The organism is Budvicia diplopodorum, assembly GCF_009800925.1.
GTDB classification, from domain to species: Bacteria; Pseudomonadota; Gammaproteobacteria; order Enterobacterales; family Enterobacteriaceae; genus Budvicia; species Budvicia diplopodorum.
Genome location: NZ_WOYF01000003.1, coordinates 106,402 through 127,527 on the forward strand (window position 1 = coordinate 106,402; position 21,126 = coordinate 127,527).

At 45.0% G+C, this 21,126-nt stretch carries 22 protein-coding genes; 17 read left to right on the forward strand and 5 right to left on the reverse strand.

Annotated features, from left to right (window positions below; all coding sequences use genetic code 11):
- Window positions 1-295: 295 nt before the first annotated feature.
- The 7 genes from mlaF to murA all read left to right on the forward strand — a co-directional run bounded on the left by mlaF (window position 296) and on the right by murA (window position 5,241).
- Window positions 296-1,099, forward strand: coding sequence for a phospholipid ABC transporter ATP-binding protein MlaF (gene mlaF / locus GVI43_RS04480; RefSeq protein ID WP_159565562.1), 804 nt, complete (start codon window positions 296-298; stop codon window positions 1,097-1,099).
- Window positions 1,099-1,881: a lipid asymmetry maintenance ABC transporter permease subunit MlaE gene (gene mlaE / locus GVI43_RS04485; protein WP_159565563.1), complete on the forward strand. Its 783-nt coding sequence runs from the start codon at window positions 1,099-1,101 to the stop codon at window positions 1,879-1,881. The genes mlaF and mlaE overlap by 1 nt, the downstream gene beginning before the upstream one ends.
- A gap of 4 nt (window positions 1,882-1,885) precedes the next feature.
- On the forward strand, window positions 1,886-2,410 hold the full coding sequence (mlaD, locus tag GVI43_RS04490) for an outer membrane lipid asymmetry maintenance protein MlaD (RefSeq protein ID WP_159565564.1): 525 nt from the start codon (window positions 1,886-1,888) through the stop codon (window positions 2,408-2,410).
- Between the two features lie 39 nt (window positions 2,411-2,449).
- Window positions 2,450-3,082, forward strand: coding sequence for a phospholipid-binding protein MlaC (mlaC, locus tag GVI43_RS04495; RefSeq protein WP_159565565.1), 633 nt, complete (start codon window positions 2,450-2,452; stop codon window positions 3,080-3,082).
- A complete protein-coding gene (gene mlaB, locus GVI43_RS04500; RefSeq protein ID WP_159565567.1) occupies window positions 3,082-3,402 on the forward strand; it encodes a lipid asymmetry maintenance protein MlaB in 321 nt (106 codons plus the stop codon). The genes mlaC and mlaB overlap by 1 nt, the downstream gene beginning before the upstream one ends.
- Window positions 3,403-3,603: 201 nt before the next feature.
- On the forward strand, window positions 3,604-3,858 hold the full coding sequence (ibaG, locus tag GVI43_RS04505; RefSeq protein ID WP_159565569.1) for a BolA family iron metabolism protein IbaG: 255 nt from the start codon (window positions 3,604-3,606) through the stop codon (window positions 3,856-3,858).
- 123 nt (window positions 3,859-3,981) lie between these two features.
- Window positions 3,982-5,241, forward strand: a complete 1,260-nt coding sequence (gene murA, locus GVI43_RS04510; RefSeq protein WP_159565571.1) for a UDP-N-acetylglucosamine 1-carboxyvinyltransferase — start codon at window positions 3,982-3,984, stop codon at window positions 5,239-5,241.
- 71 nt (window positions 5,242-5,312) lie between these two features.
- On the opposite strand, the gene degS is transcribed toward murA, so the two are convergent.
- The 5 genes from degS to dpiB form a co-directional block, all read right to left on the reverse strand.
- Window positions 5,313-6,398, reverse strand: a complete 1,086-nt coding sequence (degS, locus tag GVI43_RS04515) for an outer membrane-stress sensor serine endopeptidase DegS (protein ID WP_159565573.1) — start codon at window positions 6,396-6,398, stop codon at window positions 5,313-5,315.
- Between the two features lie 89 nt (window positions 6,399-6,487).
- Complete coding sequence (degQ, locus tag GVI43_RS04520) at window positions 6,488-7,861, reverse strand: serine endoprotease DegQ (RefSeq protein WP_159565575.1); 1,374 nt, start codon at window positions 7,859-7,861, stop codon at window positions 6,488-6,490.
- A 252-nt stretch (window positions 7,862-8,113) separates the two neighbouring features.
- The gene (gene zapG / locus GVI43_RS04525; RefSeq protein WP_159565577.1) at window positions 8,114-8,524 is read right to left on the reverse strand and encodes a Z-ring associated protein ZapG; all 411 of its coding nucleotides are present in this window, start codon (window positions 8,522-8,524) and stop codon (window positions 8,114-8,116) included.
- 271 nt (window positions 8,525-8,795) lie between these two features.
- Window positions 8,796-9,491, reverse strand: coding sequence for a two-component response regulator DpiA (gene dpiA, locus GVI43_RS04530; RefSeq protein ID WP_159565579.1), 696 nt, complete (start codon window positions 9,489-9,491; stop codon window positions 8,796-8,798).
- Window positions 9,478-11,097, reverse strand: coding sequence for a sensor histidine kinase DpiB (gene dpiB, locus GVI43_RS04535; RefSeq protein WP_425482121.1), 1,620 nt, complete (start codon window positions 11,095-11,097; stop codon window positions 9,478-9,480). The genes dpiA and dpiB overlap by 14 nt, the downstream gene beginning before the upstream one ends.
- 367 nt (window positions 11,098-11,464) lie before the next feature.
- Here dpiB and citC point away from each other — a divergent pair, with 367 nt between their 5' ends.
- The 10 genes from citC to rpsI all read left to right on the forward strand — a co-directional run bounded on the left by citC (window position 11,465) and on the right by rpsI (window position 21,047).
- The gene (gene citC, locus GVI43_RS04540) at window positions 11,465-12,541 is read left to right on the forward strand and encodes a [citrate (pro-3S)-lyase] ligase (RefSeq protein WP_159565581.1); all 1,077 of its coding nucleotides are present in this window, start codon (window positions 11,465-11,467) and stop codon (window positions 12,539-12,541) included.
- A complete protein-coding gene (gene citD, locus GVI43_RS04545; protein WP_159565583.1) occupies window positions 12,538-12,834 on the forward strand; it encodes a citrate lyase acyl carrier protein in 297 nt (98 codons plus the stop codon). Before citC ends, citD begins: the two co-directional genes overlap by 4 nt.
- Entirely contained in the window at window positions 12,831-13,727 is an 897-nt protein-coding gene (gene citE, locus GVI43_RS04550) for a citrate (pro-3S)-lyase subunit beta (RefSeq protein ID WP_159565585.1), read from the forward strand. Before citD ends, citE begins: the two co-directional genes overlap by 4 nt.
- Before the next feature lie 20 nt (window positions 13,728-13,747).
- Window positions 13,748-15,301, forward strand: a complete 1,554-nt coding sequence (gene citF / locus GVI43_RS04555) for a citrate lyase subunit alpha (protein WP_159565587.1) — start codon at window positions 13,748-13,750, stop codon at window positions 15,299-15,301.
- A 7-nt stretch (window positions 15,302-15,308) separates the two neighbouring features.
- Window positions 15,309-15,848, forward strand: coding sequence for a citrate lyase holo-[acyl-carrier protein] synthase (gene citX, locus GVI43_RS04560; RefSeq protein ID WP_159565589.1), 540 nt, complete (start codon window positions 15,309-15,311; stop codon window positions 15,846-15,848).
- Window positions 15,832-16,737, forward strand: a complete 906-nt coding sequence (gene citG / locus GVI43_RS04565) for a triphosphoribosyl-dephospho-CoA synthase CitG (RefSeq protein WP_159565591.1) — start codon at window positions 15,832-15,834, stop codon at window positions 16,735-16,737. Before citX ends, citG begins: the two co-directional genes overlap by 17 nt.
- A gap of 34 nt (window positions 16,738-16,771) precedes the next feature.
- On the forward strand, window positions 16,772-17,911 hold the full coding sequence (locus tag GVI43_RS04570) for a 2-methylaconitate cis-trans isomerase PrpF family protein (protein ID WP_159565593.1): 1,140 nt from the start codon (window positions 16,772-16,774) through the stop codon (window positions 17,909-17,911).
- 442 nt (window positions 17,912-18,353) lie between these two features.
- A complete protein-coding gene (locus GVI43_RS04575; protein WP_159565594.1) occupies window positions 18,354-19,787 on the forward strand; it encodes an anion permease in 1,434 nt (477 codons plus the stop codon).
- A 423-nt stretch (window positions 19,788-20,210) separates the two neighbouring features.
- Window positions 20,211-20,639: a 50S ribosomal protein L13 gene (gene rplM / locus GVI43_RS04580; RefSeq protein WP_159565596.1), complete on the forward strand. Its 429-nt coding sequence runs from the start codon at window positions 20,211-20,213 to the stop codon at window positions 20,637-20,639.
- A 15-nt stretch (window positions 20,640-20,654) separates the two neighbouring features.
- Entirely contained in the window at window positions 20,655-21,047 is a 393-nt protein-coding gene (rpsI, locus tag GVI43_RS04585) for a 30S ribosomal protein S9 (protein ID WP_029097064.1), read from the forward strand.
- Window positions 21,048-21,126 lie beyond the last annotated feature (79 nt).

Consider the following 21,126-nt stretch of genomic DNA (forward strand, 5'->3'; position numbering starts at 1 on the left):
AATGGGCAACCCTATTAGGTGGTACTAAAGAAATAAGATACTTTTATCTCTAAGTCTATGGAACTTTAGCAATCGAGTCTTCGTCTTAGTGGAGAGTAACGTCAGGTTCCAATTGTATTGGCCTTGAGGTTACTGCATTATCACCGGAGATACTCCCTTGGGAAGTAGAGTGAAAAATGTAATACAGGCTGAAATGGTTAGTTATACAACTCTGGCAATCAACTATTGAGCCGGAGTATCTAAATACTTATGATGGATAGAATAGGTATTTCATCCTGAGTAGTTAAAGGACGCTATGAGTAAATCGACAGATAATTTGGTCGAAGTGCGGGAGATGTCGTTCTCCCGTAACGGTCGTCCAATTTTTCAGGATATCAATATGACGGTGCCTCGCGGTAAAGTGACTGCGATTATGGGGCCTTCCGGTATTGGTAAGACCACATTATTACGGCTAATCGGCGGGCAACTGGCGCCGGATAGTGGTGATATCTTTTTTGACGGGGATAATATTCCTACGCTTTCCCGGCGACGTTTATATGAAGTGCGGAAAAAAATGAGCATGCTGTTCCAGTCGGGAGCGCTGTTTACTGATTTAACCGTATTTGAAAATGTGGCTTATCCCTTACGAGAACATACCCGGTTGCCCGAAGAGTTGCTGCGTAGCACCGTGCTGATGAAATTGGAAGCGGTAGGGCTGCGGGGGGCGGCAATGCTGATGCCAAATGAGCTTTCTGGCGGTATGGCACGGAGGGCTGCGCTGGCCAGAGCTATTGCGTTAGAACCCGATCTGATCATGTTTGACGAGCCTTTTGTCGGGCAAGATCCGATTACCATGGGGGTTTTAGTCAAGCTGATTGATGAACTGAACAGTTCATTGGGTATTACCTGCATTGTGGTTTCTCATGACGTGCCGGAAGTCTTAAGTATTGCTGACTATGCTTATATTGTTGCAGAGCATCGGGTTATTGCCGAAGGAACACCGGAAGCATTGTGTGCTAACCCAGATCCTCGCGCCAGACAATTCTTAGACGGGGTGGCTGATGGGCCGGTTCCTTTCCGTTTTCCTGCCGATGATTATAAAGCGGAGTTACTAAGTTAATGTTGTTACAGGCATTGGCGTCTTTAGGGCGTCGTGGTATTCAATTTGCAGTCTCATTTGGTCGGGCAGGAATGATGCTTTACGGCGCGGTAGTTGGAAAACCCGAGTTTCGTAAACAGTGGCCGCTACTGATGAAGCAACTGTACGTTGTCGGTGTGCAATCCCTGCTGATTATTATGGTTTCCGGATTGTTTATTGGCATGGTACTGGGCTTGCAGGGCTATATTATTCTAACGACCTACAGCGCAGAGGCTAGCCTCGGAATGATGGTGGCGCTGTCTCTGTTGAGGGAACTCGGGCCGGTGGTCACCGCACTGTTGTTTGCCGGTCGGGCTGGATCTGCGCTAACCGCTGAAATTGGTTTGATGAAAGCTACTGAACAGTTATCCAGTTTAGAAATGATGGCGATTGACCCACTGCGTCGGGTTATAACGCCACGTTTCTGGGCGGGAATTATCAGTATGCCGTTACTGACCGCCATCTTTATTGCGGTCGGTATCATGGGCGGAGCAATGGTTGGCGTTGACTGGAAGGGAATCGATGATGGTTTCTTTTGGGCCGCCATGCAGGGTTCTGTCAGCTGGCATACCGACTTATTGAATGGATTAATAAAAAGTATTGTATTTGCAATCACCGTAACCTGGATTGCTCTTTATAACGGCTATGACTGTATTCCGACATCGGAAGGTATTAGTCAGGCGACTACTCGTACCGTCGTACATGCATCTTTAGCCGTGCTTGGTGTGGATTTTGTATTGACTGCAATGATGTTTGGGAATTAAACCGATGCAAAGTAAAAAAACGGAAATCTGGGTGGGAATATTCATGGTCATTGGACTATGCTCTCTTTTATTCCTATGTCTAAAAGTTGCTGATGTGAAGTCGTTAGGTAATGAGCCAACATATCGACTCTATGCTAATTTTGACAATATTGGCGGCCTAAAAGAGCGTTCTCCTGTGAAAGTCGGTGGCGTGCTGGTTGGACGAGTGGCTGAAATTTCTCTTGACCCCAAAAGTTACTCTCCACGCGTGAGCATTGATGTGCAGCGGCGTTTTGATCATATCCCGGACACCAGTTCTCTCTCTATCAGAACGTCAGGCCTGTTAGGCGAGCAGTTTTTAGCCCTGAATATTGGTTTTGAAGATGAAGATATGGGAACTAAGATTTTAGCTGACGGTGATACGATCAAAGATACTAAGTCTGCGATGGTGCTTGAAGACCTTATCGGTCAGTTTTTATATAAAAGTGGTGGTGACGATGCGAAAGATGAGACACCAGCACCAACTGAAGCTGCTCCTGCAGTACATTAATTTTTCATACGGACTTGAAGCCAGATAAGAGGAATATATATGTTTAAGCGATTTATGATGGTGTTACTTTTAGTTATCGCACCTTTAGCGGTTAACGCGGCTGACGCATCTAACCCTTACCAACAGATGGCAGTTGCGGCCGATAAAGTATTTACTCGACTGAAAAATGAGCAGCCAAAGATTAAGCAGGACCCAAACTACCTGCGTACCATAGTAAAGCAAGAGCTACTGCCGTACATTCAAATTAAGTATGCGGGCGCGCTGGTTTTAGGCCGTTACTATAAAGATAGCACTCCGGCACAGCGTGATGCCTATATGCCTGCGTTTGAGGCCTATTTGGAACAGGCTTACGGTCAGGCGTTAGCCATGTATAACGGTCAAGGTTATACCATTTCACCGGAACAACCGTTGGGCGATAAAGATAATATCGCTATTCGTATCACAATCAATGATACCAACGGCCGCCCGCCGGTTCGTTTAGATTTCCAATGGCGTAAAAATAGTAAAACCGGTGAGTGGCAGGCTTACGATATGATTGCTGAAGGTATCAGTATGATTACTACCAAGCAAAATGAGTGGGCTGAAACTTTACGCAGTCAGGGCGTTGACGGCCTGACTAAGCAACTCATTACTTCGGCTAGTCAACCTATCAAGCTGGAAGATAAAAAGTAATGTCCAATTCCCTGAATTGGCAGGCTGAAAACGGTATCGTGACTTTCAGCGGTGATTTAGATCGGGAAACGTTGCTGCCGTTTTGGAACAAACGGCAGCAGATCTTAACGCCTGATATACAAGTATTGGATGTCGCTAACTTAGACCGGGTCGATTCAGCCGGTTTAGCACTGTTAATCCACATATTGGATGAAAGCGCGCAGCGGAACCAAATGCTGAAGCTGGCGGGAATGACTGGAAAGCTACAGACGTTGGCCGCTTTATATAACCTGCAACAAATAATTGAGCCTTATCTGGTGAGTCCTACTGATATGGTGTGATAATATTGTCGGCAGACTGATTTGATATAAGCTGCGGAGGTGTGAATGCACCTCCGTAATATTTTTATATCTCATCTACCATTATGCCTTTAGGCGTAGCCACCATTTTTTAATTCTCAGGGGTTAAACCACCGCTGTTTTCTGTTTATTTGAATTGAAAGCGGATACTGAGATTTTAGTTAAATAAAGACTGTGAAGACTATGGAAAATAGTGAAATTAAACAAATTTTAATCGATGCACTCAATCTAGAGGATGCACACGTTACCGGTGATGGTAGCCATTTTCAGGTGATTGCTATTGGTGACGTATTTACCGGAATGAGCCGCGTTAAACAGCAGCAAACGGTTTATGCTCCACTCATGGAGTACATTTCTGATAACCGTATTCATGCACTTTCTATTAAAGTTTATACCCCGCAAGAGTGGCAACGGGATCGTAAGCTCAACGGTTTTTAATTGCTGGTCAGATCTAGCACTAGGCTATAAAGGTATTGCTATTGGCCGAATAGAACTAAAATAAACAGCCTAAGGCTGAAGCAATATCATCATTTACTTGTTGTTTTTAAGAGAGATTAGGTTATGGATAAATTTCGAGTACAGGGCCCGACAACGTTAAACGGTGAAGTCATCATTTCCGGTGCTAAAAACGCAGCCTTACCCATTCTTTTTGCCGCTCTGCTGGCTGAAGAATCGGTTGAATTACAGAACGTGCCGCAGCTAAAAGACATTGATACAACTATTAAGCTGCTAAGCCAACTGGGCGTGAAAATTGAGCGTAATGGTTCAATTTTCATTGATGCCAGCAATGTTAATGAGCTTTGTGCACCTTACGACTTAGTTAAAACCATGAGGGCTTCTATTTGGGCTTTAGGGCCATTAGTTGCCCGTTTTGGTTATGGTCAGGTATCGCTACCCGGCGGTTGTGCTATCGGCGCACGTCCGGTTGATTTGCACATTAGCGGTTTAGAACAGCTGGGTGCAGAGATCAAGCTTGAAGAAGGTTACGTTAAGGCTTCAGTTAATGGCCGCCTGAAAGGCGCTAACATTGTGATGGATAAGGTTAGCGTCGGAGCAACGGTCACTATAATGAGTGCTGCAACGCTGGCTGAAGGTACGACAACGATTGAGAATGCGGCCCGTGAGCCGGAAATCGTTGATACGGCAAACTTCCTCAATACATTAGGCGCTAAAATTACCGGTGCAGGTACTGACCATATTACTATTGAAGGCGTTAAGCGTTTAGGTGGCGGTGTCTACCGTGTTCTACCCGATCGTATTGAAACCGGTACATTCTTGGTTGCGGCTGCGGTATCCGGTGGTAAAGTGATTTGTCGGAATACACGCCCGGATACGCTGGATGCCGTATTGGCTAAGCTGCGCGAAGCCGGGGCCGAAATCGAAGTCGGTAGTGACTGGATTAGTCTGGATATGAAGGGTAAGCGCCCTCGCAGTGTGAATATCAGAACCGCTCCGCATCCTGGTTTCCCTACCGATATGCAGGCTCAGTTCTCTCTGCTCAATCTGATTGCAGAAGGCACCGGCGTTATTACCGAAACAATTTTCGAGAATCGCTTTATGCATATTCCTGAGCTGATCCGTATGGGCGCTCATGCAGAAATTGAAGGCAATACCGTAATTTGTCATAGCATTGAGCACTTATCTCCGGCTCAGGTGATGGCAACCGATCTTCGCGCTTCTGCTAGTCTGGTGCTTGCCGGTTGTATCGCGAATGGCGTAACTACCGTCGATCGTATTTACCATATCGATCGGGGCTATGAGCGCATTGAAGAAAAATTAAACGCGTTGGGTGCAAATATTCAGCGAGTAAAAGCAGAATAGGTAGTTTTGCTTATTTATTAAATACAAAAAAGGACGCATAGCGTCCTTTTTTAATGTCTGGCAAGAAGCCATTATTGTGTAATCGGCACTTCCTGAGCCGCAGGATATTCACTCACGGTCAGCGTAATATTCAACCGCTGTCCCTGACGCAATACCACTAACGGAATGCTAGTACCCGGGCGGATTTCTGCCACTTGATCCATGACTTCTACCGCAGAAGTTGCGGGTTTATTATTTACGCTAGTCAGGATATCTCCGACCAGCAACCCGGCGTGATCTGCTGGCCCGTCGAGAGTAACGGCACCGACTAATATTCCCTGCATGCGATCAAAAGGGCTTCCCTGATTCTGCACTTGGCTAAATTCGCGGCCTTCGATGCCCATATAGCCACGGATAACCCGACCATCACGAATCAGCTTATCCATAATCTTGGTGGCTAAGGCCGTTGGAATCGCGAAGCCGATACCTTCAGGCGTATCGCCATCGGTGCGTTTATCCAGCGAGAGGGTATTGATACCCACAAGTTCACCCAACGAATTAATTAATGCCCCGCCCGAGTTACCGTGATTGATTGATGCATCGGTTTGCAGCAGGTTTTGTCGGCCATAGGGACTTAGCCCAATTCGCCCGGTAGCGCTAATTATTCCCTGAGTGACGGTTTGCCCTAGGTTATAAGGGTTACCGATGGCCAAAACAACATCGCCAATATGCGGCGTGCGTTTTGAATTAATTAAGATAACCGGTAGGTTATTATCTTGGATTTTCAGTACGGCAAGATCCGTGAGTGTATCAGAACCGACTAACAGCGCTTCATACACCTGACCATTTTGTAAGGTAATAATGATTTGGTCAGCATTTAAGATAACGTGCTTATTGGTAAGAATATAACCCTTTTTGTTCATAATGACGCCTGAACCAAGGGTGTTAATACCTAAATTTTGAGTGGATGAGCCAGATGAGCTACGGTTGTATACATTAACGACGGCAGGGGCTGCTCGCCTTACCGCGCTGTTATAACTTACAGGAGACTCATTCAGCGGTAAATATAAGGAATTATCAAATAGCCCTGTCGCCGAGCGTAGCGACGGGAAGATAAGTAATAAAGCTGAAGCAATAACTAAACCAATAATTATTGGTCGTAAGAGTTTGGCAAGCATGCATACAATCAGTAAGAAATAAAGGTTGTTAAGGATAACATGACTTGAACGGATACGGCACATTACCGTATCCGTTTTTGCGATCGGGGTTAACGTAAAATTAGATAGATGTTATCGTCGCCGCGTAAAATGTTAAGCGCCATGACGTTTGGCTTACTATCAAGAATCTTACGTAGTTCGCCAATATTCTGGATACGCTCACTGTTTACGCCAATAATCATATCGCCATTTTGTAGACCGTTTTGCGCCGCGGGTGACCCTTTTACCACCTCGTTAATGATGATGCCTTTATTGCCTTTGACTTCACCATTATTGAGCGTTGCACCCTGTAGCGCTGGTAACAGTGATTCTGCATTGGTTGACGCCTGATCGCTGTTTTGAAGTTCGACCTGAACTTCAAGCGGTTTGCCATCGCGTAACAGACCCATCTTCACTTTCTTACCGGCTCCAGCGGTAGCGACTTTAGCCCGAAGTTCAGCAAAGCTACTGATATCTTTACCGTCAATTGAAACGATAACATCACCGGCTTTAATACCTGCCTGTGCGGCTGCCGTTTTAGGCATAACTTCGCTAACAAAAGCCCCTCGTTGGGCATCGACCTTAAAGGCTTTAGCCATTTCAGCCGTCATCTCACTGCCTTTGATTCCCAGCATACCGCGTTTAACTTCTCCGAATTGGATCAACTGGTCTATGAGGCTTTGTACCATGTTGCTTGGAATGGCAAAACCGATACCAACGTTACCACCGCTCGGAGCCAGTATCGCCGTATTGATGCCGATTAATTCGCCATTCAGGTTGATTAATGCGCCGCCGGAGTTACCCCGGTTAATTGATGCGTCGGTCTGAATAAAGTTCTCGAAGCCTTCCAGATTCAAACCACTGCGGCCCAGAGCGGAGATAATGCCGGAGGTTGCCGTCTGACCAAGGCCAAACGGATTTCCTACTGCAACGGCGAAATCACCAACGCGAAGGTTATCTGAATCCGTCATTTTAATGGCTGTCAGATCTTTTGAATTGGCATCGACTAACTGAAGCAAGGCGATGTCAGATTGTTCATCACGACCGATCAGTTTTGCTTGATATTCCCGGCCATTGTTCAACTGGACGCGGATTTTATCGGCATTGTTAATCACGTGGTTATTGGTAACTACGTATCCTTTTTCAGCATTAATAATAACGCCTGAGCCGAGACCTTCAAAAGGGCGGGTGCTTTGCTGTTCTGACGGACCGTTTGGACCGAAGAAAAATTTAAATTCTTCAGGGATCCGCTGACGCTGAACCTGAGTACCTTCAACATACACGCTGACTACCGCAGGTAAGACTTTCTCTAGCATTGGAGCCAGGCTCGGTATTTGTTCACCGGCTACAGTAACGGGTAACGTTGCATTGGCAACCGGTAGTGAAGAGAGGGATAAACCTAAACTCACAGTCAATGCGCTTAATAAAAGTGTTGTTTTCTTCATCGATTAATTCGCTCTTAATATCAACAGGTTACTGGATTCTAATCTCTAGAAAGAATCTCTGCATAAGTGTAGTTAATATAGGACCGTTTAAACATAAAATAAGTTCACGCTAAACATCTGGTTAAGAGAGGGAAGCCTCGGTGAGAAACGGCTTTAAAGCCGGTGGTAACGGGGATGGTTAAATAACGTAAAGAAAGGTAATTAAAATTAAATAGAAAAAAGCGCCATCTGAAAGATAGCGCTAAGTTTTACTTAGTCTCTGCGATCCGGGCGGAACAGCCCTGATGCACCGTCGGAATAGTCGCGAGGTGGCGCATTGGTTGTCAGTTGGTCTTTATCAGAATCAGAGGATACTGGTTTATAGTTTATGTAGCTAAATGGATTATCGCTGGTCGCCATATCTGGCAACAAAGTCGTGGAACTTTTGATCATGTGCTTTTGGAACTGACGATAGTCCTGAGCCATTTTTTCTAGCAGTTCAGCGCTGTGAGAAAAGTGACTCACTAGCTCCTGACGATAGGCTTCGAGTTCCTGCTTATTCTTATTCAGCTCCTGCTGTAATGCAGTCTGTTGGCGTAGTTTTCGATTGCCAAAGCGCATAACTACTGCGCCAATGATAAGGCCAACGATTAAACCAACAACCAGTGCATACTCCCAAGTCATACTGACTCCTTCTTACGGTCATAAATTACAGAGGGCAATCCAGGATAGCGGTATCTGAAGTCATTTTTACTCATATTCTTCATTGTCTAAACGACGTTAGACCACTATCGATACCGGACAACTATACCAGCTAATATACCTGCTAATGGCAGTCGGGTGAAACCTAGTTCACCATTACTTTACATCGTACCACGATAAAAGGCATTATTTTATCTCTTGTCTTAACGCCATAGTTGCCGGGATATAGCGGACATAAGATAAAAAAGGGCGATTATTCCGAGAGTTCAGGTCGCTGACGACGGTAAATTCGTTGCGGTCTTCCTACTTTTCCATAAATGATCTCTGCCAGTAAAAAATGTTCTTTGGTACAAAATTCCAAATAGCGCCTGGCCGTTGTGCGGCTTAGCCCCAGTTTTTTTGCAATGTCTTCTGCGGTATAGCTGATTTCTGCATCGCGAAAGGCTTCTTGCACCACTTTAAGGGTAATTTCATCAATGCCAATGGGCATGCTCGGTTTAGCCTGAATTCTGGCAAACGTATTAAACATTTCATCTACTTGCCATTGGCTGACGTCTTCGGTCTGCTTACGTACCCGATGCAGGTAGTTGAGCCGTTCCAGCGTTTGCTCTAGCCTTTCGTACGCCACGGGTTTTATCAAGTAGTCAAATACGCCACAGCGAATGGCCTCTGAGACCGTATCAATATCGCTGGCAGCGGTAATAAAAATAACTTCACCCTGATATTTTTTAGCAGAAAGCTCTTGTAGTAGTTCGATTCCTCTGCCGTCAGGAAGGTAGTTATCAAGAATGATAAGGTCGGGCTTAAATGAACCAATCATCATTCGGCCCTGTTCTAGATTGCCAGCTAGCCAGACTTGGCGGCATGCGCTATGGCGTTTAATAAACTCCGCATGCATTTCAGCTAATGGGGTTTCATCCTCAATAATCAAAATATTAAGATATTTCATTTTTGATTCTGTCCTTTCTTTTGGGGATAAATATAGAAAATACTGTTCCACACGGATCGTTATCTTCCAGCATTATAGTACCGTGATATTGATCTACGTAGGTTTTAACCAAATATAATCCGATGCCGTGATCGCCATTGTTTTTAGACGTCACGCCGCGGGTAAAGAGCGTTTCTCTGATTTGAGCGTCTATGCCCGATCCGTTATCCGATACTTCAATAATCAGTTCCTCTCCTTCGTCAGAGAGGTAGCACTCAATCACTTTGTTACTGTCCGGGTTTTTTAGCGTTGCTTCGAATGAGTTATCCAGCAAATTGCCTAAAATGCTTGCCAGTTCATTCTCATTTATTGGCGTTGGCTGGGTGCTAAGTGAGCAGCCTGATGTGAAATGCATTTTCAGGCCAAGTTCGTTTGCCCGATGGAATTTCCCGAACAGTAAGCCAGCAATGAGCCGGTTTTGAAACATGCTACTAATATTATCGATGAGCGACTGCTGATTTGATGATTCAAATTTCACCATTTCTAATGCCCGCTCATATTCTTTCATCTGTAGCAGGCCGCCGATGGTTGAGATCCAGTTTAGATGTTCATGGCGCAAGGTGCGCAAATTCTCAACGTATTGCTGAATTTGAGAAAGCTGGGCGCTTAATATGTGAATTTCGTCGTGACGACGAAAGCTGATAACCCAGCCCTGAAATCCACCGTCGATCCAAATTCCGACCCGATTAGCGACGATCTTTAGCCCGTTAATCATTAATAGGTCATCGACCCGATTATTTCCCTTGGCTTCAAGAAAATAATCTGCGGGTGTAATCAACTCTTGTACCAGACTACCGACCAGATTTTGTTGTGTGTCGGTTAGTTTCAACATTTTTTGAGCATTTTGGTTGATAGCCGTAATTTGACCCAAGGTATTAACGGCCAATAGGCCTTCAAAAACCGCACCAAACAGCGCATCTTGTTGGCGCTGTACTCGGGCAATTTCGGCTGGTTCCATTCCCATCATTTGCTTTTTTATGTGGGCAGAAAATCGCCATGAGAAGAAAATCAGTACGAAGAGAATGAGTATCAGAACGCTGGTCAGAGGGATGATTTGGCTTGAACGCCACATATCAATCTTGCTATTGAGATAGCCAAGCGAGATAACGCCAATGACTTTGTTATCTTTGCTCCAGATTGGGGTTTTCGCGCGCATGGCCAGCCCCATGGAGCCTTCGCTGGAGATGATATAACTTTCACCACGCTCCATTGCTCCCGGCTTATTCCACTGCATGGTATAGCCAATTTTGGCCGGATTAGGGTGGTAAAGACGAATGGATTTTTCATCACCAATAACTATGTAGCTAAAGTTAGATTCCATGCTGATCCTGTCAGCAATCTTTTTTAGCCTAACGGTATCTCTTTGCTCTACGCCTTCAACGATATCGTCCATTGAAGCAATAATTCGAGCCTGATTCATCGCAATTTCACCCACCTTATCAGTGATGTAACTATTTATGCGACGCGTCATGAATTCATTTAGAGCGCCCATAATCAGCGAAAATACGATGAGCAATAATAAGAATACTCGCCATTGGAATGACATATTTTTTAACATATTATTCATATATATTTATTATTATTAATACGCCTTTAACATTATTGTTTTTATTATTATAACTTGAACGAATAAATATAATTAATTTATTTATAAAAGCTATTTAATTAATTAAGAAAATTAAAATCATTAAGACGTTAATGTTTATTAGGCTAACTGTGAAGCAGATCAATTAACTCCAATTGTGTAATTACTATCATGTGATTCAGCCGTTTGCCGATCAATTAACTCATTGTTTTGCGCTAATAATCAGGTTTGTTTAATAAATGTTAGACAAGTTAATTGATATTTTCTAATTTCCCGTTAATTACTGGGCAGATACAGTATTTTCTTTTTACACAAAATACGCACAGAGAATGCGCACAGAGAATGAATCATGTATAACTCAACAATATTCAGTCAGGTAAAGCGATCCGACTATAAAAAAATAGCGGAGATCGCTAAGTTTCTTCGTAAGAACGATCTGAATATTGATACTTCAGTAGAGGTTTTTATTACCGTCACCCGGGACAGTCAAATAATTGCCTGCGGTGGAATTGCTGACAACATTATTAAGTGCGTTGCTATTAATGAAAACGTTCGGGGAGAAGGCATTGCCCTGTCATTAGCGACCGAATTAGTCAATCTGGCTTACGAAAACCATCATACTAACCTGTTTATATACACTAAAACGCAAAACGAAGTTTTGTTCCGCCAGTGTGGCTTTTTTCCAATAGCCTCAGTGCCGGGCATCGTTGTTTTGATGGAAAATAGCAGTTGCCGCCTGCGTCGTTATAGTGAACAGCTATCTAAAAGCCGCCAGCCGGGTAAAAAAATTGGCTGTATCGTGATGAATGCTAATCCCTTTACCTTAGGGCATCAGTACTTAGTACAGCAGGCTGCCGCGCAGTGTGACTGGCTGCATTTGTTTTTGGTGAAAGAAAACACCTCGACTTTCCCTTATGTAGATCGGCTAAGGTTAGTGACTGAAGGCACTTCAGCCATCGCTAACTTAACGGTACATCCGGGTTCTGAATATATGATCTCTCGCGCAACGTTCCCTTGCTATTTTATTAAAGATCAGGGAATTGCCGATAATTGTTATACCGAAATTGATCTGAAAATATTCCGTCAGTATTTGGCTCCTGCATTGGGCGTCACCCATCGTTTTGTGGGCAATGAACCTTTCTGTGAAGTCACCAGTAAATATAACGAAGACATGCGCTACTGGTTAAATACGCCTGAATTATCACTTCCACCAGTTGAATTGGTTGAAATAGAACGTCTCCAGTATGAAGGAACGGCTATTTCAGCCTCTTGGGTTCGCCGGCTATTAGCTAAAAAGCAGATGGATGTTATTTCCCATCTGGTGCCGGATTGCACATACAACTATCTGATATCAAATCCAAATATACGTCAGAAGAGTGCATCACTACCCTCAGAAGAATCTGTAATTACTGTAGGTGAAATATGAAAATTATCAAAGAAGCCGTTGCCGGCACGCTTGAGTCAAGCGATGTCATGATACGGGTAGCTCCGCTGGATGGTTCTGAAATCGATTTACAACTGAACAGTAGCGTTGAAAAGCAGTTTGGCGATGCCATTCGACAGACTGTATTGGATACGTTAACCCAGTTGGGCGTAAACGGTGTTCAGCTCATTATTGACGATAAAGGCGCTTTAGAATGTATTTTACGCGCCCGTTTACAAACCGTGTTGCTTAGAGCCAGTGACAGTAAAGAATTACCTTGGGGAGCATTGAAATGAATGTAGAACTCAAGCAGCGGGTTCGCCGCAGCATGCTGTTTGTTCCGGGCGCTAATGCCGCTATGGTCAGCAACTCTTTTATCTATTCTGCCGATGCAATCATGTTCGATCTGGAAGATTCAGTAGCGCTGAGAGAGAAAGATGCCGCACGTTTGCTGGTTTTTCATGCGCTACAGCACCCTATGTATCAGACGATAGAAACGATTGTTCGAGTCAACGCACTCGATTCCGCGTTTGGTATTAACGACCTTGAAGCCGTCGTTCGCGCGGGCGTTGATATTGTTCGTCTGCCTAAAACCGATACCGCCCAAGACGTTATCGATATGGAAAAGCATATTGCGCGTATTGAAGCTGAATGTGGTCGCGAAGTCGGTAGTGTTGGCATGTTGGCTGCGATTGAATCAGCCGAAGGTATTAATAATGCCGTTGATATTGCACAGGCTTCACCACGCCTGATTGGTATTGCTCTGGGGGCGGAAGACTATGTCCGTAACCTGCGTACTGAGCGTTCACCTGAAGGTATTGAGCTGCTGTTTGCTCGCTGTACTATTCTTCAGGCGGCCCGCGCTGCTGGTATTGCCGCTTTTGATACCGTCTATTCAGACGCAAACAATGAGCAGGGTTTTTTAAACGAAGCCGCTCATATTAAGCAGTTAGGTTTTGACGGTAAATCGTTGATAAACCCTCGCCAGATAGAACTTCTCCACAACCTTTATGCTCCGACCGGCAAAGAGTTAGATCACGCTCAACGAGTGATCGAAGCCGCTGATGCTGCGGCATTAGAAGGCTTGGGTGTGGTTTCTCTCAACGGAAAAATGATTGACGGCCCGATTATTGAACGTGCCCGTCTGGTATTACAGCGCGCAGCGCTTTCCGGCATTCGTGAAGAATAATAGGGTGAGGTAAATTCGAAATGGCTCGTCAAAAACGTATATTAAATTTGTGTAACAGTATCCAAAATACCGTGGAGGCTAATGAGGGTGAATCTCAGAAGCAACCGCTGGTACTGACTCCTTATAGGGATACCTCTAAAGCTAACCTACAGTCAAAAAAACCTCGGGACAAGAAGCTGTGCTCTTCGTTAGAAGATGCTATTCGGCGTTCAGGTTTGCAAGACGGCATGACCATCTCTTTTCACCACGCTTTTCGCGGTGGCGATCTGACGGTAAACCTGGTGATGGACCAGATAGCCCTGATGGGATTCAAAAATTTAACGCTGGCATCAAGCTCTTTGGCTGACTGCCACGCGCCGTTAATTGAACATATCCGCAATGGTGTCGTGACCAATATCTATACCTCAGGCTTACGTGGTCCTTTAGCCGAAGCGATTTCTCGCGGTTTACTCAAAGAGCCAGTACAGGTTCACTCACACGGTGGCCGGGTTAATCTGGTTGAATCAGGTGAGCTTTCAATTGACGTCGCGTTTTTGGGCGTTCCTTGCTGCGATGAGTTCGGTAATGCTAACGGCTACACCGGCAAAGCCTGCTGTGGTTCGCTGGGGTATGCCAAAGTCGACGCTGAGCATGCGAAAAATGTGGTTATGCTGACCGAAGAGCTTCGCCCTTATCCGCATAATCCAATCAGTATTGCTCAGGATCAGGTGGATTTGATCGTTCAGATCGAAAGAGTAGGGGATGCGGCCAAGATCGGTGCCGATGCAACCCGTATGACAACCAACCCTCGTGAGCTATTAATTGCCCGTAGAGCTGCCGATGTGATTGTACATTCTGGCTATTTCAAGCAGGGTTTTTCTCTACAAACCGGAACCGGTGGCGCTTCTCTGGCAGTAACCCGCTTCTTAGAAAGCAAAATGCGCAGTAAAAATATTACTGCCGGTTTTGCCTTGGGCGGTATTACTACTGCCATGGTCGATCTGCATGAGAAAGGCCTGATTGATAAGTTACTAGACGTGCAGAGCTTTGACAGCGGTGCCGCTGCTTCTCTGGCCCGTAACCCTAATCATATTGAAATCAGCGCCAACCAATATGCCAACTTTAGTTCTAAAGGCGCATCGGTTGACCATCTTGACGTAGTGATTCTCAGCGCATTAGAAATTGATACTCAGTTCAATATCAACGTGCTAACCGGTTCTGATGGGGTATTACGCGGCGCATCCGGTGGTCACTGTGATACCGCCGCCGCATCTAAGCTGTCTATCATTGTTGCACCGCTGGTCAGGGGCAGAATCCCTACCATCGTCGAAAATGTAACGACTTTAATTACCCCGGGTACCAGCATTGATATTTTAGTTACCGACCATGGTATTGCCGTCAATCCGGCACGACCTGAGCTGGCTGAACGATTACAGAAAGCCGGAATTAATGTGGTCAGTATCGACGATCTGTATCAACGCGCACTGGTGTTAACCGGAAAGCCTAAACCTATCGAGTTTACCGATCGGGTTGTGGCCGTGGTTCGCTATCGCGATGGTTCAGTGATTGACGTGGTTAATCAAATAAAAGAGTAACGATATTATGCTGCTTCTCCCGGAACAGGCGACCAACCACAAAGTGACGCTACTCGAGATTCTGCTTAGCAGGGAGTCCCGACAGCAGCGTCAGCGTATTTGGTTAGCTGATTACCAAACAACGGTTGTCTCTTTAACCATGGTGATCCCGGGAGAAATCAAAGACAGCGAATTGTCGCGAAAGGCGTTTAATCAAGCCTGGGATGAGATCAATCAGCTTTGTAATCTGCAGAGCTGGATGATTCAGGCGAGTGAAGTTTTTAACTTACCAACCGGCGCTGAAGGGCTATTGGCCATAAAGCAATCGGCTGATGTTGTTAAGCACGCCTGCGTTGCTATGGAACAAAATAATCCGCTGGGCCGACTGTGGGATATCGACGTTATCGGTGAACAGGGATCTATTTCGCGGCAGGCCATTGGTATGCCACCGCGTAGCTGTTTTATTTGCGATCTCGATGCTCGAGTTTGTGCCCGCCAGCGGACTCATTCTATTCAGGATTTACATGCTGCTATGGAGGCGTTGTTTCACCATGCTGACGTCGTTTAATTCTGAAGATGCAACATTTCGGCTAGAAATTAACAGGCTGCCTTGGGTGGCCCGTTACGCCAAGCTGGCTAATAGCGCCATGCTCAACGAAGTTAACCTTACGCCAAAGCCCGGCTTAGTCGATATGCATAATACCGGTGCCCATAAAGATATGGACGTGACGGATTTCTATCGTAGTGCGGAAGCGATAACCGTCTGGATCCCTTACTTTATTGAGTACGGGATGACGACTCACCTACAGCCAGCCGATGTGGTTTTACAAGGTATTCGCCCGTTAGGGTTAGCCTGTGAAGCGTCAATGTACAAAGCTACTTCGGGAGTTAACACCCATAAAGGAACCGTTTTCTCGTTAGGGCTGCTTGCTACCGCGATTGGTCGGCTAGTTTCTCATCAGCGCGCGGTGACCCAACAGACCGTATGTCAGGAAGTTGCTGCAATAAGCCAGGGTTTAGTTAACCGTGAGCTGGCTGCGAATAATCAAGGAAAAACTGCCGGTCAGCGCCTGTTTCTTGAGTTTGGCCTTGCTGGTGCCAGAGGGGAAGCGGAATCAGGCTTTCAGTCAGTGCTTCAGGTGTCATTGCCGGTTTACCAGAGTTTAATTGCTCAGGGAATTTCTCAGAATAAAGCCTTACTGCAAGCGTTATTGAGCCTGATGGCAGTCAACGGTGATACCAATGTCGCTTCACGAGGTGGTATTGAAGGCCTGCTTTGGCTACAGGAAAGCGCTCAGGCATTTTTAGCTGCGGGCGGCGTATTTCAGCCCAATTACATCCAAAAATTGCAAGAATTTGATCGACAATGCATCGGGCTAAATTTAAGTCCGGGCGGGAGTGCCGATCTATTAATTGTTACTTGGTTTTTGGCCCAGTTGCCTGAAAGCCAAAAATAAGAATTTTAATTAACTATTGATAGAGGGATCCATTATGCAAAGTATTCCATGTTTCTGGATGCGCGGAGGAACCAGTAAAGCTGGTTGTTTTATTGAATCAGACCTTCCTGATAGCATTACTGAACAGAACCATATTTTATGTAAAGTCTACGGTAGCGATGACCCTACAGGTCGCCAAATTAATGGTATCGGCGGTGGCACTTCCACAACCAGTAAAGCGATGATTATTGATAAAAGACCGGAAGAGGTTAACGGCATTAATTACACTTTCTGTCAGGTTGATGTAGCAAACAATCAGGTTGAACGTAAGGGCAATTGCGGAAATATATCTTCAGCCGTTGGCCCCTTTGCTATTGAAGCCGGACTGGTTGATGAAATTACTGAGCCGGTAACTCAGGTGCGGATTTTTAATACCAATACTAAAAAAACTATCGTATCCCATGTGCCGGTAAAAAATGGAAAAGTCGTTTATAACGGTGATTATGCCATTTCAGGCGTGCCGGGAACCGGTGCCAGAATTCGTTTAGACTTCGTATCTCCTGACGGTGCCGTAACCGGTAAGCTATTGCCAACGGGTAATGTAAAAGATCTGCTCGACGTTCCCGGATATGGAAAAATAGAAATCTCTATCGTTGATGCGGCTAATCCATTAGTTTTTGTCAGGGCTGCCGATCTGGGAATTACCGGGCGTGAAATGCCAGCAGCCGTTGATGGCAATCCTAACTTATTGAATCATATGTTAGCTATCAGAGAAGCCGCTGCGGTTTTAATTGGTCTGGCTAACGATATGGAAGATGCAAAGCTAAACAGTCAGGCAGTGCCTAAGTTTTGTTTTATTGCTGCGCCGGATGATTACGTCAGCCTTGCGGGTGGCAAGATTGAAAAACGGGATATTGATATACAGGCAAGAATGTTATCAATGGGCAAATTGCATCCTGTATTGGCGATAACTGGCGGTATTTGTATTGGTGTTGCCGCGAAAGTTCCCGGTACGCTGGTCAATGAGGTTGTTGGCGTTGCCGCTGACAAAGATGAATTAAATATCGGCCACTGTAGCGGAATATTATCCGTTGGCGCTCAGGTAAAAATTGATGGAGCAGCGTTTCAGGTATTCAACGGAACCGTTTATAGAACGGCCAGAGTCTTGATGAAAGGTTGCGTTGAGCTAAATTAAGAAATTATTTTTATAAACTTTAATATTTAGGAAATTTAATGTTAAAAATTATGCTTGGTTTAGCAAGGAATATGGTTACTTTATATTCAATGTAATTGTTGCGGCTCCTTTGTGGTGCTTATTCGAACCATAGTAAGCACTACGTTATGAATAATAATTTTTATCAATCAGGTTCTATTGTTTAATAAGATTACAAAGAACAATAAAAAACATTAAATTTATAATTTCTATTCATTCTACATCACATAATTTATATTTTATTAAGTGCATTATTTCAAATGCCCTATAGAGGATTAATGTAATCAGTAAGCTGGGTGCCAGAGATATAAAATATAAATAACCATCTGGTGTGAAAACTACGTTGATACCGAATTTTAATGCTTATATCTGGATGTATAAGCATCGCCGTCATTCTGTTTTTGTCTTAAGGAGAATGTAAGTAATGAGTAAAGATAAATTGTGGAAATTGTTATTATTATTGGCTATTCCAATAGTAGTAGCATTACTTCCAACGCCGGCTGGCTTGCCAAATATAGCATGGCTATTATTTGGTTTATATTTGTCAGCAATTGTTGGTTTAGTGTTAAAACCTTATTCCGAACCAGTGATATTATTAGGAACAATTGCAGCATCTGCCGTTGTTATTGGTAATTTCGGTGGCGATGCGTTAAAGGTTTCTGAAGTTCTTAAAGGCTATGCTTCCGATACTACATGGTTAGTATTTGCCGCATTTACTTTAAGTGCAGCTTTTGTACTTACCGGTTTAGGAAAGCGAATTTCCTATATTCTTATCGGTAAGTTAGGAGGCACGACGCTAGGTTTAGGGTATGTAACAGCGATACTCGACCTGTTAATTGCTCCGGCTACCCCATCAAATACGGCTCGCGCCGGGGGAATCGTCTTTCCAATTATCAACAGCGTAGCGGTAGCATTAGGCTCCGATCCGAACGATAGTCCGCGTAAAGCTGGCCACTATCTCATGGTTAACATTTATATGGTCACTAAAACGACCAGCTATATGTTCCTGACTGCGATGGCACCAAATGCGCTGGCATTAGCCATGATGTCGGATATTTTGAATATCAAACTGAGCTGGACCGGATGGGCATTAGCTGCATCTGTACCCGGCATCATCATGTTAATAATAACTCCGTTCCTCATTTATAAAATGTATCCGCCGGAGTTGAAAAAAGTTAACAACAAACAAATTGCTGCCGAAGGTCTTAAAGCGCTTGGTCCTATGACGATTCGCGAAAAGATGTTAGGCGGGGTGTTTTGTTTAGCGCTGCTTGGTTGGGTTGGCGCAGATTTCCTTAACGTTGAAGCATCAACGGTTGCTATCTGTGCGATGGCGATTACGCTGCTGTTAGGCATCGTGACTTGGGATGACGTTCTTAAGAATAAAGGTGGCTGGAATACTCTGATATGGTACGGCGGTATCATCGGTATGTCAGGCGTGCTGACCAAGGCCGGATTCTTTAAGTGGTTAGCTAAAGTACTTGGTGAGAATCTATCTTTTGGCGATCACGCGATTGTTGCGCTATTGGTTGTGATGTTTATCAGCGTGCTTATTCGCTACCTATTCGCATCAGGTGGTGCTTATGTGGCGGCGATGGTTCCGGTATTTGCTACCGTGGGCTTGGTTGCTGGTGCTCCTCCTATGCTTCTGGCGTTAGGTCTACTGTTCTCTAACTCCTACGGCGGCGCGTTAACCCATTATGGCGGCGCTGCTGCACCAATCGTGTTCGGTGCCGGTTACAACGATATCCGTTCATGGTGGATTATCGGTGGCGTTCTTGCCTTCTTAAGCCTGTTGGTCCATATGACCATTGGTATTGGCTGGTGGGAAATGCTAATCAGCATGGGCATTATCTAAAAATTTAAGATAAGTCCGTTTGTTGAGTCGCCCGAGGGTAGCTATCTGCCCCCGGGCGATTTTCTTATTAAGCTCCGGGCAACACGCAAGAAAAGCCGGGTGAATGTGTAATCTGCCGCTTAGGTTAGTGAAGATTTATCTTCTGAATTGGGCATAAATGTCAGGTTACCAGCGCTATCTTGAGCTAAATCGTCAATAAATGGATTTAGCTGCAAAAACAGGTCGATCTTTGAGGTCGACTTCCCTATAATCTTGCGACCCCACGTTACAACAAAGTTTTTTTCCCAAAAACTTTAATAGTGCCGGCATTGACTGCTCGAAGGGGTAGGTTTGCTGGACTCGATGGTCGTGTGAGCCTCAATAATGTTTCTTAACGTTTTGGTGTTCGCCAACGTGTAACTTTAGATTGGGTAAGTTATTTAAATGAAAACTTTTTCAGCTAAGCCAGAAACAGTAAAACGTGACTGGTATGTTGTAGATGCGACCGGCAAAACGCTGGGCCGCCTCGCTACTGAACTGGCTCGTCGTCTGCGCGGCAAGCATAAAGCGGAATATACTCCGCACGTTGATACTGGTGATTACATCATCGTTCTGAACGCAGAAAAAGTTGCTGTAACCGGCAACAAGCGTTCTGGCAAGATTTATTACCATCACACCGGTTTTATCGGTGGTATCAAACAAGCGACCTTTGAAGAGATGATTGCCCGCCACCCTGAGCGCGTGATTGAGATCGCGGTAAAAGGCATGTTGCCTAAGGGCCCGCTGGGTCGTGCAATGTATCGTAAACTGAAAGTTTACGCAGGTACTGAGCACAACCATGCGGCACAGCAACCGCAAGTTCTGGACATTTAATCGGGATTATAGGCAATGGCAGAGAATCAATACTACGGCACTGGTCGCCGCAAAAGCTCTTCCGCACGCGTCTTTATTAAGCCGGGTAGCGGTAACATCGTTATTAACCAGCGTAGTCTGGATCAGTACTTCGGACGTGAAACTGCCCGCATGGTAGTTCGTCAGCCGTTAGAACTGGTCGATATGGTTGGTAAATTTGACCTGTACATCACCGTTAAAGGTGGTGGTATTTCTGGTCAAGCTGGTGCTATCCGTCACGGTATTACTCGTGCGCTGATGGAATACGATGAATCACTTCGTGCAGAACTGCGTAAAGCAGGTTTTGTTACTCGTGATGCTCGTAAAGTTGAACGTAAGAAAGTCGGCCTGCGTAAAGCTCGTCGTCGTCCTCAGTTCTCCAAGCGTTAATATTTGGCCTTTTAGGCAACTTGTTAATGTTAAAAACCCGGTTTATACCGGGTTTTTTTATTGAGTCAGAGAAACCGAA

Bases quoted from the DNA above. Each gene is read 5' to 3' on its own strand.
- mlaF (WP_159565562.1), top strand. From the start codon at position 296: ATGAGTAAATCGACAGATAATTTGGTCGAAGTGCGGGAGATGTCGTTC.
- mlaE (WP_159565563.1), top strand. From the start codon at position 1,099: ATGTTGTTACAGGCATTGGCGTCTTTAGGGCGTCGTGGTATTCAATTT.
- mlaD (WP_159565564.1), top strand. From the start codon at position 1,886: ATGCAAAGTAAAAAAACGGAAATCTGGGTGGGAATATTCATGGTCATT.
- mlaC (WP_159565565.1), top strand. From the start codon at position 2,450: ATGTTTAAGCGATTTATGATGGTGTTACTTTTAGTTATCGCACCTTTA.
- mlaB (WP_159565567.1), top strand. From the start codon at position 3,082: ATGTCCAATTCCCTGAATTGGCAGGCTGAAAACGGTATCGTGACTTTC.
- ibaG (WP_159565569.1), top strand. From the start codon at position 3,604: ATGGAAAATAGTGAAATTAAACAAATTTTAATCGATGCACTCAATCTA.
- murA (WP_159565571.1), top strand. From the start codon at position 3,982: ATGGATAAATTTCGAGTACAGGGCCCGACAACGTTAAACGGTGAAGTC.
- degS (WP_159565573.1), bottom strand. From the start codon at position 6,398: ATGCTTGCCAAACTCTTACGACCAATAATTATTGGTTTAGTTATTGCT.
- degQ (WP_159565575.1), bottom strand. From the start codon at position 7,861: ATGAAGAAAACAACACTTTTATTAAGCGCATTGACTGTGAGTTTAGGT.
- zapG (WP_159565577.1), bottom strand. From the start codon at position 8,524: ATGACTTGGGAGTATGCACTGGTTGTTGGTTTAATCGTTGGCCTTATC.
- dpiA (WP_159565579.1), bottom strand. From the start codon at position 9,491: ATGAAATATCTTAATATTTTGATTATTGAGGATGAAACCCCATTAGCT.
- dpiB (WP_425482121.1), bottom strand. From the start codon at position 11,097: ATGAATAATATGTTAAAAAATATGTCATTCCAATGGCGAGTATTCTTA.
- citC (WP_159565581.1), top strand. From the start codon at position 11,465: ATGTATAACTCAACAATATTCAGTCAGGTAAAGCGATCCGACTATAAA.
- citD (WP_159565583.1), top strand. From the start codon at position 12,538: ATGAAAATTATCAAAGAAGCCGTTGCCGGCACGCTTGAGTCAAGCGAT.
- citE (WP_159565585.1), top strand. From the start codon at position 12,831: ATGAATGTAGAACTCAAGCAGCGGGTTCGCCGCAGCATGCTGTTTGTT.
- citF (WP_159565587.1), top strand. From the start codon at position 13,748: ATGGCTCGTCAAAAACGTATATTAAATTTGTGTAACAGTATCCAAAAT.
- citX (WP_159565589.1), top strand. From the start codon at position 15,309: ATGCTGCTTCTCCCGGAACAGGCGACCAACCACAAAGTGACGCTACTC.
- citG (WP_159565591.1), top strand. From the start codon at position 15,832: ATGCTGACGTCGTTTAATTCTGAAGATGCAACATTTCGGCTAGAAATT.
- GVI43_RS04570 (WP_159565593.1), top strand. From the start codon at position 16,772: ATGCAAAGTATTCCATGTTTCTGGATGCGCGGAGGAACCAGTAAAGCT.
- GVI43_RS04575 (WP_159565594.1), top strand. From the start codon at position 18,354: ATGAGTAAAGATAAATTGTGGAAATTGTTATTATTATTGGCTATTCCA.
- rplM (WP_159565596.1), top strand. From the start codon at position 20,211: ATGAAAACTTTTTCAGCTAAGCCAGAAACAGTAAAACGTGACTGGTAT.
- rpsI (WP_029097064.1), top strand. From the start codon at position 20,655: ATGGCAGAGAATCAATACTACGGCACTGGTCGCCGCAAAAGCTCTTCC.